This window comes from Wolbachia endosymbiont of Spodoptera picta, from assembly GCF_018141665.1.
GTDB lineage: Bacteria > Pseudomonadota > Alphaproteobacteria > Rickettsiales > Anaplasmataceae > Wolbachia.
The window spans coordinates 35,109-54,500 of record NZ_CP067976.1 but is presented as its reverse complement, the minus strand read 5'-3'; the positions used below and the strand labels follow the sequence as shown (position 1 = coordinate 54,500).

Below are 19,392 nucleotides of genomic sequence, written 5' to 3'. Positions count from 1 at the left end.
CAATGTCTATCTACATTAGATTTGAAAATGATAAACAAGTAGAAACAACAACACTTGAAAGCAAGCCAACTGAAAATGATTGGTATGAAGCACCAGAAGATTTTGATTGGCAAAAAAGCTATTGTTTAACAGAAGGAGGAGAAATTGCTCAGCGAAATCAAGAAGATATTGAATTGGAGTTACTACAAAATGCGAAACTTTCTGCACTTGATAGTGTGCGTTTTTATTTTAATAACTATACTAACGAATACGCTGGAAATTCTCACCAAAAAGCTAAATCGTATCAAATACAAGAAAAAGCAGCAAAAAGCATTCTAGCAGACCAGGATGAAAAGGATAAAGAAATTATAGAACCTTTAGCAAAAGTCCGTGGTATTACAGTTATCGAAATGGCAAGAATAATTCAGGAAAAAGCAAAAAGAGCGAAAAAAGCAATAATTAAATGTGAAGAATTGGAAGATATAGGCAAAAAGAAAATTGAAGAAGCCAAAAGTGAAAGAGAGCTAGAAGACTTACTAAACGACTTTAAACAAAAAATGCAAAGAAATGACAGAACAGTTTCTACATGGAGTAAATGTTATCGAGGTTACCTCAGGAGCGAGGACAGTACGAACAGCTAAATCATCGTTAATTGGAGTAATTGGTACTGCACCTGAAGCTGATGAGCAAAAATTTCCACTGAATAAGCCAGTGTTAATTGCAGGAAGCTTAAAAGAGGCTGCGAAGCTTGGTAAAACAGGTACGCTTCCACAAGCAGTAAGCTCTATCTTTACACAAGTTGGTGCAACAGTAGTAGTTATTCGAGTTAAAGAAAGTGAAAACAGCGATCCAAAGCTCAAAGAAAGTGAAACTATTCAAAATATAATTGGAGGAGTTGATAAAGAAACCGGAGAATATCAGGGAATTGAGGCATTTCTCAGCAGTGAAAGTATAGTTCATGTGCTACCTAGAATACTAATTGCACCTCAATTTACTCACCAACTCCCAGAAGATGGCAAAAATCCAGTGGTTGGTGCATTAATTTCTATAGCAGAAAAGCTGAGAAGCATAATAGTAGCAGATGGACCAAATACCAATGATGAAGAAGCAATAAAGTGGAGAAAAAGCGTAGGCAGCTCAAGAATTTACGTAGTTGATCCATGGGTTAAGGTATTTATTGAAGGAAAAGAAGAAATCTTGCCATCGAGTCCATTTGTAGCTGGTTTAATAGCGAAAGTAGATAGCGAACAAGGATTTTGGCATTCACCTTCAAATAAAGAGATAAATGGTATTGTTGGAACAAGCAGGCCTATTGATTTTACGCTCGGTAATACAAATTGTAGAGCAAACCACTTAAATGAAAATGAAGTAACAACGATAATTCATCAAAACGGCTATAGGCTTTGGGGAAATAGAACATGTTCAAATGACTCAAAATGGGCTTTTCTGTCAGTGAGAAGGACTGCAGATTTAATCAATGATAGTCTACTTCGAGCTCATTTATGGGCAGTTGATCGCAATATCACCAAAACTTATATAGATGATGTGATTGAGGGGGTGAATTCTTATTTGGCCAATTTAAAAGTACAAGGAGCGATTATTAGCGGAAAATGTTATGCAACTCCAGAGCTCAATACACCAACAAATATTGCAAGCGGGAAAGTATATTTTGATTTCGAATTTACACTACCATATCCGGCTGAGCAAATAACATTCAAATCTCATCTCGTAAATAATAGTGTAATAAGTTAGGAGAAAGCAAAGTGTTACCGAAAATACTGAGAAATTTTAACGTATTTGTTGATGGCCGGGGTTATGCAGGAAAAATAGATGAAATAACCTTGCCGAAGCTTACCATAAAAACCGAAGAGTACAGAGCTGGTGGTATGGATATTCCAATAAATATTGATATGGGCATGGAAAAGCTTGAAGCAGATTTCACTTTTTCTGAATACGATACAGAACTCTTTCGGCTATTTGGGTTGATAAATGGAAATTCAGTAGCTTTGACGCTCCGTGGTGGAATGCAAGGTAGTGGAAGTAATGATATTGAAGCAGTAATAATCAATTTAAGAGGCATTTTTAAAGAATTTGATTTTGGTAGCTGGAAACCTGCTGAAAAAGCCACTCTTAAATGCACTGTAGCTGCCCATTATTATAAACTTACGATAGGTGGTAATGAACTGATAGAGATCGATGCTGAAAATATGATTAGAAAGATAAATGGCGTTGATCAAATGGCCTTGCTGCAAACGGTTTTAGGTATTTAGGTTTAGTTTTAAAAAGATTTTAAAATTTTATTTTTTAGGAGAAAGTATGACAACAGTAAAACTTGATAATCCAATAACAGTTGATGGTATTTCTGTATCAGAGCTTACCATTAGACGTCCAAAAGTTAGAGATTATCTAGCTATTGAGAGACTTAATGGTAGTGATCTGAGTAAGGAAGTAACTTTGACTGCCAATCTAACATCAGTTGCAAAAGAAGCAATTGAAGAGTTGGATATTGCTGATTATGTAAAAGTGCAAGAAGTATTAAAGGATTTTTTTTCACCAATTATCCAAAAAACTTGAGATTAGAAATACTAGTGCTTGGCTCTATCATAGGTGGTGGAGTTGAGCACATTCTTGATATGGAGATTAGTGAATTTATTTCATGGAGCAAATTAGCAAGGGAGCTTAAATGTCAACGTTATCTATAAAAATCGGAGCTGTTTTAGATGGCAGTTTTAATACTGTAATAAAGGGCAGTAGTAATCAACTTACTTATCTTGGTGAGAACATAAGGAAGCTTGACTCATCTTTAAAATCAGTATCAAAATTTAAGCAGTTGGGTCATGATGTTTTGACTAGCAGGAGGTCGTGGAAGGGCTTTGAAGATCAAGTAAAATCTTTAGCTAAACAAATGAAGGCAATAGAGAAACCGAGCAAAACCTTAAAAGCAGAATTTGACAAGGCCAAAACCTCCGCAATAAAAGCAAAAGAAGCATATTTGAAAAAGAGAGATGCTTTGCATTCATTTAATGAAGAAGTAAGAAAAAGTGGAAGAAATATTAAGTCATTAGTAAGTGATCAATATAAACTTGGTTCTTCTATTGAAGTGCTAAAAGGTAAGTATGGTAAGCTTGGGTCTGCAATACGTAGTCACCAAAGTTTTTTAGCAAGCAAAGCACATTTTAAGTCACAAATTATAGAGACTATTGGGCTAGGGCTAACGCTTGCAGCGCCAATTAAAGTTGCTGTTGATTTTGAATCGGCTATGGCTGATGTAAAGAAAGTAGTAAAATTTGTGCAAAATGACACTAAAGATGAAGCATTAAAGTTTGCTAAAGAGTTAAAGAAATTATCTCGGGAGATACCCTTGTCAGCTGCAGAATTAGCACAAATAGCTGCAAGTGGTGGTCAGCTTGGTATTGACAAAAATGATCTTATTAAGTTTACAACAGTAGTTGCCAAAATGACCACAGCGTTTGATATGTCGGCAGAAGAAGCTGGTAATGCTATTGCAAAAATATCCAACGTCTATGGAATTAAAGTTGATGGTATGGAAAATGTAGGTAACATAATAAACCATCTCTCAGACAATACCGCTGCTAAAGCACAAGAAGTGGTTCTTACATTAAATAGAATTGGTGGTAATGCTAAACAGTTTGGTTTAGAAGTTGATCAAGCAAGTAGCTTAGCAAGTACGTTCATAAGTTTAGGTAAACAACCTGAAAAAGCAGCAACTGCTATAAATAACTTTCTTAGTAAACTACAGACTGCAAGAGAGCAAAGTCCTGAATTTCACGATGCATTAGATGAGATGGGAACAAGTATAGAAGAGCTCGAACAAACCATTAAAAAAAATCCTCAAGAGGCAATATTACAATTCCTTGAAACTTTAAAAAGAATAGACGATCAAGAGCGTGCCGGTATTCTTATGAATCTATTTGGCGCTGGGTTTCAAGATGACATTGCTCTTTTAGTAGGAAGCTTAGACATTTATAAGAAAGCTATTGAACAGGTAGCTGATAAAGGAAAGTACCGCTCCTCAATGCAGAAAGAATTTGAAAATCGGGCAAACACTACAGCTAATAAATTACAATTACTTAAAAATGCAGTATTTGAAGCTGGCATGAATCTAGGGTCAGTGATGTTGCCTACTTTAAATTATGTAGCTGGAAGTTTGAAAGCAATAACAGAGCGTATAGCTTCTTTTGCAGAAAAATATCCAACTTTAACTACAGTAATCATGAGTACTTTAGCAGCTTTGATAAGTTTGAAAGTCTTAGTAGTGGGAGTAGGCTATGGAATTACTTTATTAGGAAGTACAATTTGTGGTCTTAAAGCAACGATATTGGCAACATTTTCATTTTTATCAGCTATAGTTTTCCCTGCAGTAATAACAGGGCTAAGAGCAATAACACTCGCTGTAATGACTAACCCAATCGGACTTTTAATAGCGAGTCTTGTTGCTGGTGCAGCTTATGTTCTAACTAACTGGCAAAAAGTGAAAGACTTTTTCTCTAGCTTTTGGAAATCACTCATTGAACCTATAGGAAAAGCTTTTTCATGGATGGGAAATACAGTTAGTAGCATATTTGCTGAGAATAACCCGATTAGAAAATTTGAAAATAATGGAAATTTTGTTAATAAGCTTTCTAAAAATAGCATTTTCAGTAACGGAAACCCATTGACAAGTAATAGTGCTATTAAACAATTTTCAGAAAATAGTAAAGGCAATTTTGAGAGTTTTAAAGTTAAAGGTGTTATAGAAGAAAAAAGAGCTATAGAACAAGAAGAAATTGAGAAAGCATTCAAGAAAAGTAGATATGAAAATAGGGAATCTAAAGTATATAACCAAGCATTCTATCAAACGTTTAATATCAACATTAAGTCTGAAGATGTCCGCAGCGTTGCTGATGCAGTAATAGAACGATTTAGAGAACAAGCACGTGGGGCACTTTTTGATATAGTTGAAGAGTTACATTGATGTTGCTTGGAAAATGTAAGCTTGAACCAATAAGCCTAAGATACAGTAAAGAAAAAAGGTGGTATACAATTGAATGTATTGAAAAAACGTCGCTACAAAACATTGGTTCAGGAATTGAATGTATTGATTTAACAGGAGTGATTTATTCACGTTATCAGAGTAATGGCTTAGAACAGCTAAAAAATATACGTGATACTAAAGAACCACACGTTCTGGTTGATAATTCAGGAAATGTACTTGGGAATTTTGTCATTACTAATGTAGAAGAAAAACAGATATTATTTTTTCCTGATGGAAAACCGAGAAAAGTTGAGTTTATTTTGAAGTTAAAAAGTTACAGTAAGTGATTTATTATTACACGAAAGAAAACGAAATGTTGGATTACATTTGCTGGAAACATTATGGATACAGTAGTGGAGCAGTGGAGGAAGTATTGCTTGAAAATCCAGGCCTTTCAGAACATGGAAGTTTTTTGCCCGCTGGATTAAGAATTAAGCTTCCTAAAATTCAAAAAATACTGAAAGAATCTGTTATAAATATTTTAGATGAATGACACCAGATTTTGATATAGTAGCAAAAAATAACCCAGTAACAGAGGTTTTAAAAAAGAGTTTAATATTACTACGTGTCACTGATGGATCAGGTACTACAAGTGACGAAGCTGAGATATGTATTAATTATGGCTCTAGCGCTTTAGAACTTAAGGGTAATTTACAGGTTTTTCTAGGATATAAAGAAACAGGTTTATTACCTATGGGGGTATATAAGGCAAATCAAATTACAATACAAAGTCCACCACAAACTTTAAGAATAAAATGTGACGCTGCAAGTTTAAGAGGATCATTAAAGGAAAGAAAATCAAAGGAATGGAAAGACATTACCTTGGGAGATTTGATTAAAGAAATAGCACAAGAACATGGGTATGAAGGTAAAGTCGCTGAAAGATTTGAAAATATATTTATACCACATACCATTCAAGCAGATGAAAGCGACATGAGTTTTTTGGAAGGATTAGGCAAAAAATATGATGCACTAGTAAAACCAGCAGGAGGATATATAATTTTTATTCCAAAGGGAGAAGCAAGATCAGCGACTGGAAAGATGTTAGGTACAACAGTATTAACACCTAAAGATATTATAAATTGGGAGGTAAATTTTAATGTGCGTAACAAATATGGATCTGTTATTGCAAAATGGCACAGTTATGAAAAGGGAGAAACTATAGAAGAGAAAGTGGGAAATGAGGGTCCAAGTTATACCCTGCAAACGCTTTACTCTACCGCAGAATCAGCAATTAGTGCAGCAGCAGCTAAGTTAAAACAACTAAAACGTAGTACATCAAATTTAAATGTAACTGTTCCTGGTAATCCAGAGTTATTTGCAGAAGCTAAGATCAGCCTTTCAGGATTTTGTCAGGAAATTGAAGGTGAATGGGTAATTAGCAAGGCAGAACATATTCTGAATAATAGAGGATATCAAACTATAGTAGAGGCAACAGTGAGCAAAGCTGTTTAAGTGAAACTTAAGCAAATGGTCATTTAATTCCAAATAAATATATAATACATGAACATAAATTCGATCATATATAAAAATAGACTAATTTTATTAACAGCACTAGCAGTATGTATTGTAATCGTATGTATTTCCTTATCTGAAAAGAGATATAAAGATAGCATTACTAAATTAGAGATTGCATCTGAAACTTGTGACCTAGAAAATATCGAGCTCTTGATACAAAATAATGTAAATATTGGCGAAAAAGCATTGCATTATGCTGCAGAAAAAGGATGTTTAGAAATTATAAAATTTTTAGTAGAAAAGGATGTTGATATAAATACTGCCAATAAATTTAAGCGAACAGCACTACATTATGCTGCAGATAATGGACATTTAGAAATTGTCAAATTCTTATTAGATAAAGGATCAAATCCTATAGCTACAGATCGAGATGGAAGAAGACCAAGAGATATGGCTGTAGTGGAATTGCGATATGATAAAAACAAAGGCAAAACATATAGAGAAATCATAAAGCTACTTGCTAAAGCAGAGGATCAATACGAATCAACAAAAAGTAATCACTAAAGCTGTAAGTTTTCTATAATCTATACATAAATTTCTAAAACTATCCATAACAAGTTAATATTTTCACATGAAAAAGCAAAAAATCCCAATTACGGTAATTATTACCATATTAATCCAAACCGTAGCATTGATATGGTGGTTATCCAAGCTAGACTCAAGGGTACAATTTCACGATAAACTCATTGAATATGGTTTAATGGAAAAAGTGTTAGTACTTGAGGAAAGGGTAAAAAATCTTTCTGAGGAATTAGATAAATTAATTGCTGTGCGGCCCGAAGGTCATAAATGTCGTGATGGTTAAATTCCATCTCCCATAGCATCTGGGTAAAATCATGATCCACACCTTAAGAAAGTGGCAAATTCTCATGGTGTAAGCATGGATCAAAAGGGAGTAATATCAAACCTTATGATAAATCCTCTCGAGAAGAGTTAGATATGGCTACGAAAAGAAACTTATGTTTGAACTGTCGTTAATTCGAATATGCGAAATAAGGTTGAATACGCATATACCAAAAGGTATGAAGAAACGGGTAATTAGGATCGGCTTTTCCTGATTAAGATGCTTCCAATCTTCCGGCAGATAGTAAGAGCCTAAGTTTAACGAGAAACGATTTTATGGAACGGAGTAACTACATAGAAGCTCTTATTATTCTTTATTTTCAAAAGGATAACTAAGAAGGTAGCCAGCCGAATGCTCCTATGTAGAGGGATTGTCTAAGAAGCTAATGCCTAAGGTAATGTTTAGGATATGCAAACGTAGACACTGTAGTTTGGAAGATAAAGTTGTGAATAGTAGTGAATATGTTATGAGCCAACAAAATGTTAGGTATGAATGGAATGAAATTCCTTGGCGCAAGCTGGAGAAATCTTCATTTAAGCTACAAAAACGAATTTACCGAGCTTCACAATGTAATGATATCAAAAAGATGCATAATCTTCAGAGATTGTTACTCAGATCAACAAGTGCAAGAACGCTCGCTGTTAGAAAGGTAACTCAGGATAACAGAGGAAAAAAGACTGCAGGTATAGATGGAAAAGCGAATCTTAATCAAAAAGAAAGGTTACAATTAGTATATTCTTTGGATATAAGAGAAAAAGCAAAACCATCGAGACGAGTTTGGATTCCAAAACCTGGTAAGCCATCGGAGTATCGCCCGCTTGGTATTCCTACAATATCAGATCGAGCAAAACAAACACTTGTAAAAATGGTGATAGAACCGGAGTGGGAAGCAAAATTTGAGCCAAACACATATGGTTTTAGGTCTGGTAGGTCGTGTCATGATGCCATTGAAGCTATATTCATAGCACTAAAACAGAAAACAGCATTTTTACTGGATGCAGATATTTCAGGGTGCTTTGATAACATCAACCATAATGCATTACAAAAAAAGCTTAACACCACACCAACATTAACTAAAGTTATAAAAAGGTGGCTAAAAGCAGGAGTTATGGAAGGTAAAGCGTTTAGACCCACAAAGAGTGGTACAGTACAAGGCGGAACTATTTCACCTTTGTTAGCAAGTATAGCTCTACATGGGTTAGAATATTACCTAAAAATGGCATTGAGAAAGGAACTATTTGATTATCAAAAGAAAAAATATGGTAAAGCTTCACATAAACATGCTGGTCAATCACTAAGTGTGATTACTTATGCAGATGATTGTGTGATTCTCCATGAAAATGAGGAAATTGTTTTTAAGGCAAAAAATCTAACGGAAAGATGGTTAAATACCATTGGATTAGAGTTAAAGCCATCAAAGACAAAAATATCTCATACGTTAAAAACTTATGGAGGACAAATACTAGGTTTTGATTTTCTTGGGTTCACAATACGACAATACTTAACAAAACAAAGTAAGAAAGGTTATAAATTATTAATTAAACCAAGTCGCCTCTCTATAAAACAACATGCTAAAATCATTAAGCAAAAACTTAAAGAAATGCGTGCAGCACCTCAAGAAGCAGTAATTAAAAACCTTAATCCAGTTATTAGAGGATGGAGTCAGTATTACTCTTCGGTAGTGTCACATAAAGTATTTAGTTCTTTAGATCATGATATGCATGGAAAGCTTTGGAAATGGGCAGTCTTTAGACACTGTAACAAAGGGAAGCATTGGATTAAGAGAAAATACTTTCGAAAGAAAGATAACGATAATTGGAGATTTATGACGAATAACAATTTACTGCTTGTTAGGCACGTAGATCATGCCATAAGAAGGCATATCAAAGTGAAAGGATCTAGATCTTTATATGACGGAGATTGGTTATATTGGGCAAATCGCTTAAGTAAAGTTCCAGGAAAATCACCACGAGTAATAAAATTAATGAAGTTGCAACAAGGTAAATGTGATCAATGTCAACTTTGGTTCAAAAATGATGATATCCTAGAGATACACCATAAAGACCGGAATAGACGTAATAATATGAGCAAAAATTTATCCTTGTTGCATGGGCATTGTCACGACGAATTACATGGGAGTATGCATGAAAAGCGCCAAATTAGAGAGAAGCCGGATGATGGGAAACTATCAAGTCCGGTTTTGAAGTCGAGTGGGGAGAGGTGACTTTCCTCACTTAGATAACAATATCAAAAAGGGAAAGGAAGACTTGATTTACTAGAACAAGGTTCGAGTAATTTACACAAGGTATTTCCACCAAAAGCTTTTCTTTATAATATTCTGAATAACGTTCTGACAAGTAAGGAGTCCAATAAATTAGCATCTTCTCTACGAGAGAAAGATATGGAAAGCAAGTTAGAAGAAGCTAAAAGTGAATTTCCTATCCTTGCTTACCTAATAGAGAGTAAAAATAAATCAGTGATAGAAATACTGGATTTGTTGGAACAAGTTTCTGGTAATTTACCAGTGTTAGTTCCAGAGGAAGTTTCTCTACAAGTCTTTGAACTTCTAGACAACGTAGATATAAAAAGGTTTAATGAAGCAGTCAATGGTATTGAAAAGTGGATAGGGACATCATTTTCAATGCATAGAGGTAAGCAAAGTAGTGAGTGTTTTTCTGCCTCCAATATTAAAGAACCTAATACCGAGGTGAAAGAGGTAAATATTGAAAGTAAAAACAAGACAGTAATAGGTGAACGAACTTGAGATACAAACTAATATTCATGAGAAATAGCAGAAAATTAACATCGTTTCTGGAGGATTTATCTTTCAATCTAAGAATGTGTAATAGACACAACTTAATCTAACAAGTAAGTTATAAGAACCTCTATTAATCACACGTATATTTATTACAATTTTAGACAAAGAAGATAATAATAATCCTAATATACTTAATCTACGTGTAAGAAACTAGCAAGAAACCCAAAATGCTCCAATAGAAACACCAAATGCTTCAAATGACCTCTTTTGAGCTAAAATAAAGCCAAGTAATACTAAAGAAGAAAAATTCATCATACTCCAAAACCATAAGCATAGTAGTAAATTTTTTAGAAACTATCTTGAGATATTAACTTAATGACCCCAGTTATGGATTAGAAAATAGATAAAAGTAGAATTAATAAAGAAGGAAATAGGGTAAACTCGAGTATTTTAGCAATAATTAAGAGGTTACCCATGAAAAAAAGATATTACAGAACTTTACTGTTTCATAGAAGATTTTTGTCGCATTGCTGATGAAAAAATTTCAGGAAAGCTCCTATCAAGTGGGAAAAACCCAACAAGAATACCTAAAATTATAGCTTTTCTTATAATAGTCCGAATGCGATAAGATATGTGTTGATGGCTATAGCAGGCCAGTAGCATATTACGATCTGTTCGGATTATTGTAAAAAGAGCTATAAATGATTTATTTGGCTGGGTAAAAAGCTCTGTAAGTGGATTGTTAAGTTCTAAACCTGAGAGCACTCCAAGTCCAATCTCACAAGTAAATGCAAAAATGGATGTAAATGGTACGATAATGTTACTTGACATGCTCATTAGAAAAGTTACAGGTCAAAAGTATGTTTCTACAGTAGATCAGTCTATATCTCCACTAGAAGCACAGGGATATGCACGCAATATTACAAAGAGATTTGAGAAAGTAGTAGAGCAAGCTGGATTAAAAAGTGGTGTATCAATGCACCGGTTAAATATTGATTATATGGGAATGCAAAAAGAGATTACTAGAAAAGTCATGAGTGGTAAATTTAATGAGATTTCAGGGATTTTAAGCTCATATGTAGAGAAAGCGTTCCCTGGTAGAGGAGCTGGCAAGTTAAGTCCGAAAAAGTTTGACAAGTTTATGTTGTAATAGTTTAGACTTGATAGAGTTTGTTATGCATTTCACTTATTCCCTTATCCTGCAATAGATCGTATCTGAATATTGCTCCATTTAGCATCAATTCACATATTATGTCTTCCTTCTCATTTTCTTTGCATTTGATCAAAGACATTTTCGATATCACCGTATCAGCAAAACTCTTCTGTCCTTCGCTATACGCATTTATCCTTATTCCAGCACTTAGTGCTTGATCTATTACTTTGTTCAGTTCGTCTACGCTTTTTGCCTTTACTACTGCATTTTTAAACCATCTTAACTCTGTATTTTCACTCACACTTGGCTCTATCTTGCTTAAGGCTGGAATAAACGGATTTTGACGATTTGAAGATTTTGTGTTATAAACCTCGCGTCCTTCTCCAAGATTGATTAATTTTTCAGAAACATCGCTAGGGGAAGGCACACCTTCAGGATTCTCAAACCTACTTTTATCATCAAATATTTTCGGATCAGTCTCGTCTACAAGTATAAGCTGCTGATTTTTTTTGCTAGTACGCCTTATACCTTCAATAGCACTATATAGTCCTTTTGGTAACTTTTTAGAATCAATGATTAACTCATAAGTATTTCCATCCATATCATCAAATGATACTGTTTTTTTTAGTAGTCATACACCCTCCTATATTAAGCATATTATTTAAGTCTATAGAGCAATTTATTGCTTTCTCCACTCTGTAATACTCTCTCTATTTCTTCTGTAAGTTTTTCACTATTATTCATAAAATATACTCCTCGTTAATAACAAATTGTTTTTAATTATTTACTGCTGTTTTTTATCAGCATTGGTATAGAGCCATAGCTTTCGAGTGAAGTCAAATCAATTTTTCAATCTTTTTTACTTATTTTTTCATTAATAAGTTAAGATATTAATAGATACTTATTTTATCTAATTGAAAATTAATTCTTTATGTAAAAGAAGTTGTTACTATTTTAGAAATAACATCAGTAGAAAAACCTAACTGAAGTAAATTATTTGCAACTTTCATTCCCTCTATTTTATCAATCTTCTCTTTGTAAATTTGCTTTCTTTGCAAGAAAAATTCTACCCATATATTTAGCTCATCTCGTGATTCTTGATTGTCAATTTTTCTATATTCCCTTGCCAAACTTAATAATTCACTTTCTCCTTCGCAATCATTTTCTTTGTACTCCTTTATCAGATCTTCAGCATTCACTGATAATTCTCTTGCTATCTCCCACAACCTTTCACTTAAAAGAGTAACGCTACCTTGCTCATAATGATGTATTTGCGAGGGTCCCACATTAAGCTTTTTTGCTAACTCTTCTTGTGTATATCCTCTGATTATTCTCCACTTCTTGATCTCTTGCCCTCTGTTTGGCTCGTATCTCTCTTTATCAGCATATTCTTCAATTGATAAGCCTGTTGCTCGATAGATAATCTCAGTAGCAAACCCCGCCTTAACTAGACCTTTTGCAATTCTTATTCTTGCTGCTTTTATATTACTTTCTTCTTCAGCTCGGACAAATGCATAAATTGCTTTGTGTCCTCCTGTTTTTTCTATGAAATTATACATTTCCTCGGTCTTGACTTTGTCGAAACAACTATCTTCTTTTAGTACTTTTCGTCTTGGAAAGAGATTTCTAATAGGAATTGATAACGCCTCTGCTAGGATTTTTAACTTTTCAGTTGGAATGCCACATGTTCCTTGCTCGTATCTTATTAATGTATGATAGTTTATGCTTGTTTTGTCTACTAAGTCTTTTAGAGTATATTTTCTCTTTAACCTCCAGCTCCTTACTTTTTGTGCTATCTGGTACCTTATCGAGATGTTTGTCATAAATATTATACAGGTTAATACTACCAAATAAAGATATACAAAAGGGATGCTTCTTTCTATGTTTGAATTTTAGTTGAATATTTCTTCACAATTGTGTATAATGATCAATGCTTTTTATCTTACTTTCTCATGGCTCTTTCGAAGTTCCTTGATGCTCGCAATGATATAGCTTTTCGCCGTATTTTTGGTACTGAAAAAAATAAAGACATTCTTATTCACTTTCTCAATGATATCTTAGGCTTTACTGGAGTCAATTCTATTCAAGATGTTGAGTTTCTCAGCACTATTATGAACCCTGAGATTGCTTCTGATAAACAAAGCATTGTTGATGTCCTCTGTAAGAATTCTCTCGGAAATAGGTATATTGCGGAAATGCAGCTCGCTCGTGATAAAGGCTTTGAAAAACGCGCTCAACTCTATGCTGCTAAGGCTTACTCAAGACAGTCTGGTAATTACATTGATTTTAAGAAAGTATTCTTTATTGCTATTTCTAATAGTACTCTTTTTCCTTCAGATGTTTATTATATTTCCACTCATAATATACGCGATATAAAGACTAACGGACATTATTTAAAAGATTTTCAATTTGTCTTTATTGAACTACCTAAATTTACAAAAAGCAAAGTAGAGCAGTTGGAAACTACTGTTGAGAGATGGTGCTTTTTCTTTAAGTATGCAGAAGAAACAACTGATGAAGATTTAAGAAAAATAGCAGAAAAATCACCGATAATAAAGTTAGCATATGATGAGTTAGATAAGTTTCATTGGAATGAGAAGGATCTCCTAGCTTATGAAGAAAGAGTAATGGATTTACAGAAAGAAGCTGCTATCTTGGAACAAAAACTTGATGATGCTACTCAAAAAGGTAGACAAGAAGGCATCCAAATTGGCGAAGAAAAAGGTAGAGCTGAAGGTAAGGAAGAGGGTATAGCAGAGGGCGAAAAACAAGCTAAAATAGCTGTGGCCAAAAACTCACTCAAGGCAGGTGTATCTATTGATGTTATCGCTGAAATCACTGGCCTTTCCTTAGATAAAATTAAGCAACTTGACCAGCAGAAGTAACTCCTCTCAGGCTCTTATTATCCGTAGGTTCTACAGTAATGCTGTTAAGTGAAGATATTGGTCGCTGTGACTTTTTCAAATTGCTATTTTCCCATTGTATAAATCTTTGTATTTGATCGTCATAATGATTCAGTTTATATTTCAGCTCAATGAGTGATCCTTTTCTGTCTAGTGATAGATTTACAGTCTTCTGACCACCTAGAGATGTCACTCTCATATTTTCCAAATTTCTTCTTTTAGGTGATATACACTGACCCTTCACTGAGCCTGGTAAAGTACAATCTTGCAACTCTGAGACTTGCTGCTGATTATCCATTTTTCTCCTTTTAGTTTTTGTACTCTCTGCATCTAAGAATCTTTTATTTCCTAGCAGTAATTCTTCACTTGATACTGAAGAAAAACTTTCGCTATTTTTTTCTACATAAAGCTCTTTTAAGATTGAGACACCCTTAGCATTCAAATCAGATTTTTCAAATTGTAAGAGCGATTCTCTTTTTTCTATCTCATTTCTTAAATATGTTAACTTGTCTTCACCTTCAGTAAATAATTCTTATATAGCATTTACAGTTCCTAAAGTGTCAGGATGATTTACTCCTATCACTTTCTCCTGTAATTCTTGCAATTGTTGGAGTTCTTGTAATGCTTTTTCCTTATCCTCTAAGCAGCTATGTAAAACAGCTATATAAAACTTCACAGATAGTACGTTAGGATGATTATCTAAAAATCCATAATTTTTTTGTAGCTTCAGTACTTCCTCAAAATATCGCAATGTTTTTTCTCTTAATTTCCTCTGAATGACTTTTTCTACTTCTATTTCAACAAAATAAGGAGCCGGTTGTAAGTACTGACTACCTTCTTGATTTATTAGAACATCTTGTAGATGCCTAAATAAAGCTTGTATACTCAATTCACGAGGTAAATCCTCTTTATGTGATAACTCTTCTTCATTTATAGTTACTTTTTTTCTTTCTTGAACCATAAAGAAATATGCTAGGGCATAGATATATTTTGTATCTAAATTATAAAATTCATACATCTCGGAAGGATCAAGATAAGGATCATCATCGGAGTTAAAATCACCTATTTTAAGGAAAATTTCATCTCTCAGTAGTCTTACATAGTGCAAAGTTGTAAGTGCATCAGTATATCTTTTTTGCATCACAAATACTTCAGCTATAATAACTGCTATATCTAGATGTTCTTCCATAAGTTCCATGATGTCTTCGCCATATAAACTATTGACTATAAAGTTATTGTATTTAACGTATGACAATGCTTCTTTATAATTTTTTTGTTTGAGATAAGTAGAAAGTATTTTTTTATCCAAAGTAAGAGAAGGAAGTGTATCATTTACCTTCTCGAGTTTTTTTAAATCCAGAAAGATTTTTAACGCTCTATCATATAGTCCCAAACCAGCTTGCGCGCAGGCAAACTCATATTTAATTAATCTTGAATATCTATCATCTACAGCAAGTAATTGATATAATTGTGACGTGAGATTGATAACTTTTTGATACTCATATAACTCATTTAAGCCACTTAAAATTAAACAAGGAAAATTCTTATTTTCTTCTATTAGATAGTCATATTTTTGACCATGATCAAACAAAGATAAGAGGTGAACTACATCTAAAAACCCTCCTTCAGTTTCAGATACCAATTTTATTATACAACTTAATATGTATTTTTCCTCATCTATGGTAAACTGTGAACGTATTACTTTTTTTATTAATTCATGCATGATATAAACCTTGTATTTACCTGGCTCTTTTGCACAAATTATGGAATACTGCTCTAGCAATTCGAAAATGGAGTATAGTTCATCCCCACATTTAATCCAGGCAAGAAATAAACTTGGATCAATTGCACTATGACCAAAATAAGCTATAGTATTTAAAATTTCAAGAATTTTCTCTCCAGAACACATCTCTTTTATTGTTTCCATCGAAAGTAGTAATGTTATTTGCAATATCCTATCGTATTCATTTTGCCTAGTGTTTAGTGGAAGTTTCTGATCAAACTTTTCGTACTGTACTAAATATTCAAAAATTCCAAATGCTTCTCTCAAAGGGCTTGATCCTTTGTTTTTAATACACGCTGCTGCTAGGTTTATAGCTAATGGAAAACCTTTGAGTTTTCTTATGAGTGCTTTTATTTGTTCATCTTGCGATCTATCTGCTATCTCTAAAATTCTTTTGACAAGTTGTACAGCTTCTTTTTCTTCAAGACTATCTAAAGATACTTCTGCTATATCTTGATAATCTTGATCAGAAGAAGTAAACAAGCAATCAAAACCACCTCTTTGACCTCTGATCTTTAAAATCTTCTCTACATCTTCTTTTTTAGCTCCCTGAAAAAGGAACAGGCATTTTTTCTTTCCTTTACCTTCCTCTCCTTTCATAAACATGGCTAACCTATCTCGAACAAGGTAATTAAAAGAACTTTCTATGGATAATATATCTTGAGTACTTACTTCATAGGCATGAAGATAAGCTCCTTTGTTTTCTTCAACAAACTTTCTAGCTAATTGAGTTTTACCAATACCAGATGGACCTACTATTATTACCTCTCCCCCCTGCAATTTTGTATATATCTCATCTATTTGTTCTTGCCTTCCAGTGAATTCTTCTACTGGATCACATACATCCTGAAAATTCATTTGCCCAAATAGAAATCCTAATTTTTTTACATTTGATAATCTTTTTATACTAGACCGAAAACTCCTAGATCTTGCTGCATTATCATGCTCTGATTCAAGTAGGTTGCTATAGTCTTGAGCGACTGTTTCAGCATGCTTTACAAATGCTTCTTTTACTTTTAGATAATAAGATAAATTTGGAATTGTTTTTAAATTGTTTTCCATCAAATATATAACATCACTATTTTTTTCAGTCCTTTCTATTATCTTTTTGCCTTTTCTTATTCCTTCTCCTTTAACTAAGTATCTCATATTCATATCTAAACTTTGTTTGCATCCTTGACAGAAAAGTAAGATATACTCGCTTAAAACGCTTACCTCTTGTTCAATATGAGATTTAATTTTTACGATAAGATCCTCAATTACTTTTTTGCTTGGCATTTGGATTTCTTTATTGACAATATAAAATACCTGCTCCACTTTAGCCTTAAACTCTTGTACATTTAAGGCATCTAAAGTATACACATAATTTTCAAGTTCTGCGTTTGTAGCTTTTACTCTGATATATCTTCTATCATATATTCTTTTCGACTTTTCACCCATAAGGGAACGGCGATAACCATACTTACTAGATTTATCTTCACTTCTTTTTCTATAATAGATAAAAGAGCCTTCACTGCCTTCTGCAATTCCGATACTTTCATATAAATCTTTAAGGTTATAACTTATTTCTCCATACTGCGCAGTCACCTCTTGCAAATATGTACTTAGAACAAGGGTTTCAGCTATCCCTATATAGCTTAAATCTCCATTGTGTTCTTTCTGAATGTAGTATTCGATTATCTTATCTACAATATCATCTGCTATCTTTGAAATATGATCGAAACCCATTTTCTCAAACTGCATTTCAAAACTTTGAAAAATATTGCATCCAGCATCTACTAATATTTTTCTAAAGCCCAGTTTATATTCATTAAATGTTTCTATTAAGTCTGATAGATTAATAAAATTTTTTGTCGCTTTTATTACATTACCTGTTCTCAAAGATGCCCTCATACCAAATATTGCCAAGTCATCTGTATTCATTGAACATCCAAAAATACTTCGCACAAACCTATTAATGCTCACTCCATCAGAAAACATTTGGTTCCCCTCTCTCAGTGTACTCGCAAGTACGTCATATATAATAAGTCTCGTTTCAAATGATTGAATGAAACTCAGAACAAACTTCATCAAATTTGAATACTTTACTTGATAAAATTGATAATGATTACCTTCTTTGTAGGATAAGCGTATTTTATTACAATATTTTTTCTCTTCATTGTATATATGATCTTTTGAACCTTTCTCAGACACTATTATCGCTGTATTTAGTAGATCAGACATTGTATTTATTTCATGCTTTCCACCCCAAGCTTTAGGCATTTCCATACACTTTAAGTATGTGTCAAATATAAATTCCTGAACTTCATTTCGGTTTTTTATCTTGTTAAGTTCAGTACAAATTTCCTTTACTGCACTTTTATCAAAAGAATTGGGTTGGAGTTTACTAATATCAATATTATACTGCTTAATTTTTTCAGCACCGAATTCATATTCAAACTCTCTTTTAAAGGTACCTCCTGTAAAATAACTTCCACTTTGACTCTCAAAAAGATCCATAATCTCAACCTTATTTTCAAATCTTCTTTGGCTGAAACATACTGCATCAGCAACTTCACTACGAAATGTCTTCGTTACCAACTGCCTCATTACACTATCTTCATAAATATTTGCATTACTCTGCATTAGCCTTTGAATTGAATGTACATCATGGTCGCTCGTAAATAATTCTTTAAACCTTTCATGGAAGGCATAATCATCAAATTTTACGGGAGTTAAGTAAGCTAAAGCAACAGACCAAAATAAGCAACTGCCATCTCCCGGTACATCAACTTCTTCATATGAAATAAGTGGTTGCAGTATCTTAGCGATATCTTTTCTGTTATTATCTTTAGCAATATCTATAGGAGTCTTTCCCTCTCCATTTAAAACATCAACTTGCCCTCCTATCTTTAGCAAAAACCTAACAATTTTTAATTCTCCCACACAAGCAGCAATATGTAGCGGTGTATCATTATATTGATTCACCTGAAAATTAACGTTTAGACTCGGATATACCTTAAAAAAACTTTTCAGCTTTTCAAGCTTTCTATCTTCTAGAAGACTAGAATCCTCTATAATATTAGTAAACTCTCTTATTAATAGTGTCTCGCTCAAGATTGGCTCAAAATGGAAACCTCCTTTATTTATTATATGTATAGTATTTTTTTCATTATAATCTGTACTTACAGGTTTGTATGTTAACTCATCAATAAGATACCCTGACCATCCACATATATGAAGATCTTCAATAACATGCAGCTTAATATTATATTCATTACAAATCATACTTCCCTCAATCTCAACCCTACCCCATATAGGAGCTTGTAATGTACTTCCATACTTTGAGCCAGTTAATGCTTGATGCAAGGGTAGATTTGTGCTCTTCATTTTTTCTATATCTTCAACAGTATATTCTATGCTATCCAAGTAAGCATTTC

General features: G+C 33.4%; 19 protein-coding genes and 1 pseudogene. 16 read left to right on the top strand and 4 right to left on the bottom strand.

The window, feature by feature from the left end:
• The first annotated feature begins 2 nt into the window (after positions 1–2).
• The 15 genes and pseudogenes from JKF54_RS00260 (at position 3) to JKF54_RS00200 (ending at position 11,284) form a co-directional block, all read left to right on the top strand.
• The gene (locus tag JKF54_RS00260; protein WP_246433182.1) at positions 3–620 is read left to right on the top strand and encodes a hypothetical protein; all 618 of its coding nucleotides are present in this window, start codon (positions 3–5) and stop codon (positions 618–620) included.
• Positions 547–1,731 carry a phage tail sheath subtilisin-like domain-containing protein gene (locus tag JKF54_RS00255; protein WP_211908105.1) on the top strand — a complete coding sequence of 395 codons (1,185 nt, stop codon included), beginning with the start codon at positions 547–549 and terminating at the stop codon, positions 1,729–1,731. Before JKF54_RS00260 ends, JKF54_RS00255 begins: the two co-directional genes overlap by 74 nt.
• A gap of 11 nt (positions 1,732–1,742) precedes the next feature.
• A complete protein-coding gene (locus tag JKF54_RS00250) occupies positions 1,743–2,249 on the top strand; it encodes a phage major tail tube protein (RefSeq protein ID WP_211908104.1) in 507 nt (168 codons plus the stop codon).
• A 46-nt stretch (positions 2,250–2,295) separates the two neighbouring features.
• The gene (locus JKF54_RS00245; protein WP_149168985.1) at positions 2,296–2,553 is read left to right on the top strand and encodes a phage tail assembly protein; all 258 of its coding nucleotides are present in this window, start codon (positions 2,296–2,298) and stop codon (positions 2,551–2,553) included.
• Complete coding sequence (locus JKF54_RS06650; RefSeq protein WP_256438231.1) at positions 2,550–2,681, top strand: hypothetical protein; 132 nt, start codon at positions 2,550–2,552, stop codon at positions 2,679–2,681. Before JKF54_RS00245 ends, JKF54_RS06650 begins: the two co-directional genes overlap by 4 nt.
• On the top strand, positions 2,663–4,954 hold the full coding sequence (locus tag JKF54_RS00240) for a phage tail tape measure protein (protein ID WP_211908102.1): 2,292 nt from the start codon (positions 2,663–2,665) through the stop codon (positions 4,952–4,954). The genes JKF54_RS06650 and JKF54_RS00240 overlap by 19 nt, the downstream gene beginning before the upstream one ends.
• Complete coding sequence (locus tag JKF54_RS00235) at positions 4,954–5,301, top strand: phage tail protein (protein WP_246433181.1); 348 nt, start codon at positions 4,954–4,956, stop codon at positions 5,299–5,301. The genes JKF54_RS00240 and JKF54_RS00235 overlap by 1 nt, the downstream gene beginning before the upstream one ends.
• Positions 5,298–5,507, top strand: coding sequence for a tail protein X (locus JKF54_RS00230; protein WP_369800748.1), 210 nt, complete (start codon positions 5,298–5,300; stop codon positions 5,505–5,507). The genes JKF54_RS00235 and JKF54_RS00230 overlap by 4 nt, the downstream gene beginning before the upstream one ends.
• The gene (locus JKF54_RS00225) at positions 5,504–6,469 is read left to right on the top strand and encodes a phage late control D family protein (RefSeq protein WP_211908096.1); all 966 of its coding nucleotides are present in this window, start codon (positions 5,504–5,506) and stop codon (positions 6,467–6,469) included. Before JKF54_RS00230 ends, JKF54_RS00225 begins: the two co-directional genes overlap by 4 nt.
• Before the next feature lie 48 nt (positions 6,470–6,517).
• Positions 6,518–7,036 carry an ankyrin repeat domain-containing protein gene (locus tag JKF54_RS00220; RefSeq protein WP_211908094.1) on the top strand — a complete coding sequence of 173 codons (519 nt, stop codon included), beginning with the start codon at positions 6,518–6,520 and terminating at the stop codon, positions 7,034–7,036.
• A 67-nt stretch (positions 7,037–7,103) separates the two neighbouring features.
• Positions 7,104–7,337, top strand: a complete 234-nt coding sequence (locus tag JKF54_RS00215) for a hypothetical protein (RefSeq protein WP_211908092.1) — start codon at positions 7,104–7,106, stop codon at positions 7,335–7,337.
• Between the two features lie 436 nt (positions 7,338–7,773).
• Positions 7,774–9,600, top strand: a complete 1,827-nt coding sequence (gene ltrA, locus JKF54_RS00210) for a group II intron reverse transcriptase/maturase (RefSeq protein WP_211908091.1) — start codon at positions 7,774–7,776, stop codon at positions 9,598–9,600.
• Positions 9,601–9,777: 177 nt separating this feature from the next.
• On the top strand, positions 9,778–10,140 hold the full coding sequence (locus JKF54_RS00205) for a hypothetical protein (protein ID WP_211908090.1): 363 nt from the start codon (positions 9,778–9,780) through the stop codon (positions 10,138–10,140).
• A gap of 481 nt (positions 10,141–10,621) precedes the next feature.
• Positions 10,622–10,729 (top strand): annotated as a pseudogene (locus JKF54_RS06160) (IS982 family transposase); the annotation flags it as partial.
• Between the two features lie 144 nt (positions 10,730–10,873).
• Entirely contained in the window at positions 10,874–11,284 is a 411-nt protein-coding gene (locus JKF54_RS00200) for a latrotoxin-related protein (RefSeq protein WP_246433180.1), read from the top strand.
• A 4-nt stretch (positions 11,285–11,288) separates the two neighbouring features.
• Here JKF54_RS00200 and JKF54_RS00195 read toward each other — a convergent pair whose 3' ends face one another.
• Both JKF54_RS00195 and wmk read right to left on the bottom strand, forming a co-directional pair.
• Positions 11,289–11,888, bottom strand: coding sequence for a hypothetical protein (locus tag JKF54_RS00195; protein ID WP_246433179.1), 600 nt, complete (start codon positions 11,886–11,888; stop codon positions 11,289–11,291).
• A 328-nt stretch (positions 11,889–12,216) separates the two neighbouring features.
• Positions 12,217–13,110, bottom strand: coding sequence for a WO male-killing family protein Wmk (gene wmk, locus JKF54_RS00190; RefSeq protein ID WP_211908089.1), 894 nt, complete (start codon positions 13,108–13,110; stop codon positions 12,217–12,219).
• Positions 13,111–13,239: 129 nt separating this feature from the next.
• On the opposite strand from wmk, the gene JKF54_RS00185 reads away from it, so the two are divergent.
• Positions 13,240–14,172: an Rpn family recombination-promoting nuclease/putative transposase gene (locus tag JKF54_RS00185; RefSeq protein WP_211908088.1), complete on the top strand. Its 933-nt coding sequence runs from the start codon at positions 13,240–13,242 to the stop codon at positions 14,170–14,172.
• Here the strand turns inward: JKF54_RS00185 and JKF54_RS00180 are convergent.
• Complete coding sequence (locus JKF54_RS00180; RefSeq protein WP_211908087.1) at positions 14,147–14,632, bottom strand: hypothetical protein; 486 nt, start codon at positions 14,630–14,632, stop codon at positions 14,147–14,149. The genes JKF54_RS00185 and JKF54_RS00180 overlap by 26 nt on opposite strands.
• Positions 14,633–14,722: 90 nt before the next feature.
• Positions 14,723–19,381 (bottom strand): ankyrin repeat domain-containing protein, encoded by a 4,659-nt coding sequence (locus JKF54_RS00175; RefSeq protein ID WP_211908086.1) that lies wholly within the window; start codon positions 19,379–19,381, stop codon positions 14,723–14,725.
• Positions 19,382–19,392: the final 11 nt, after the last annotated feature.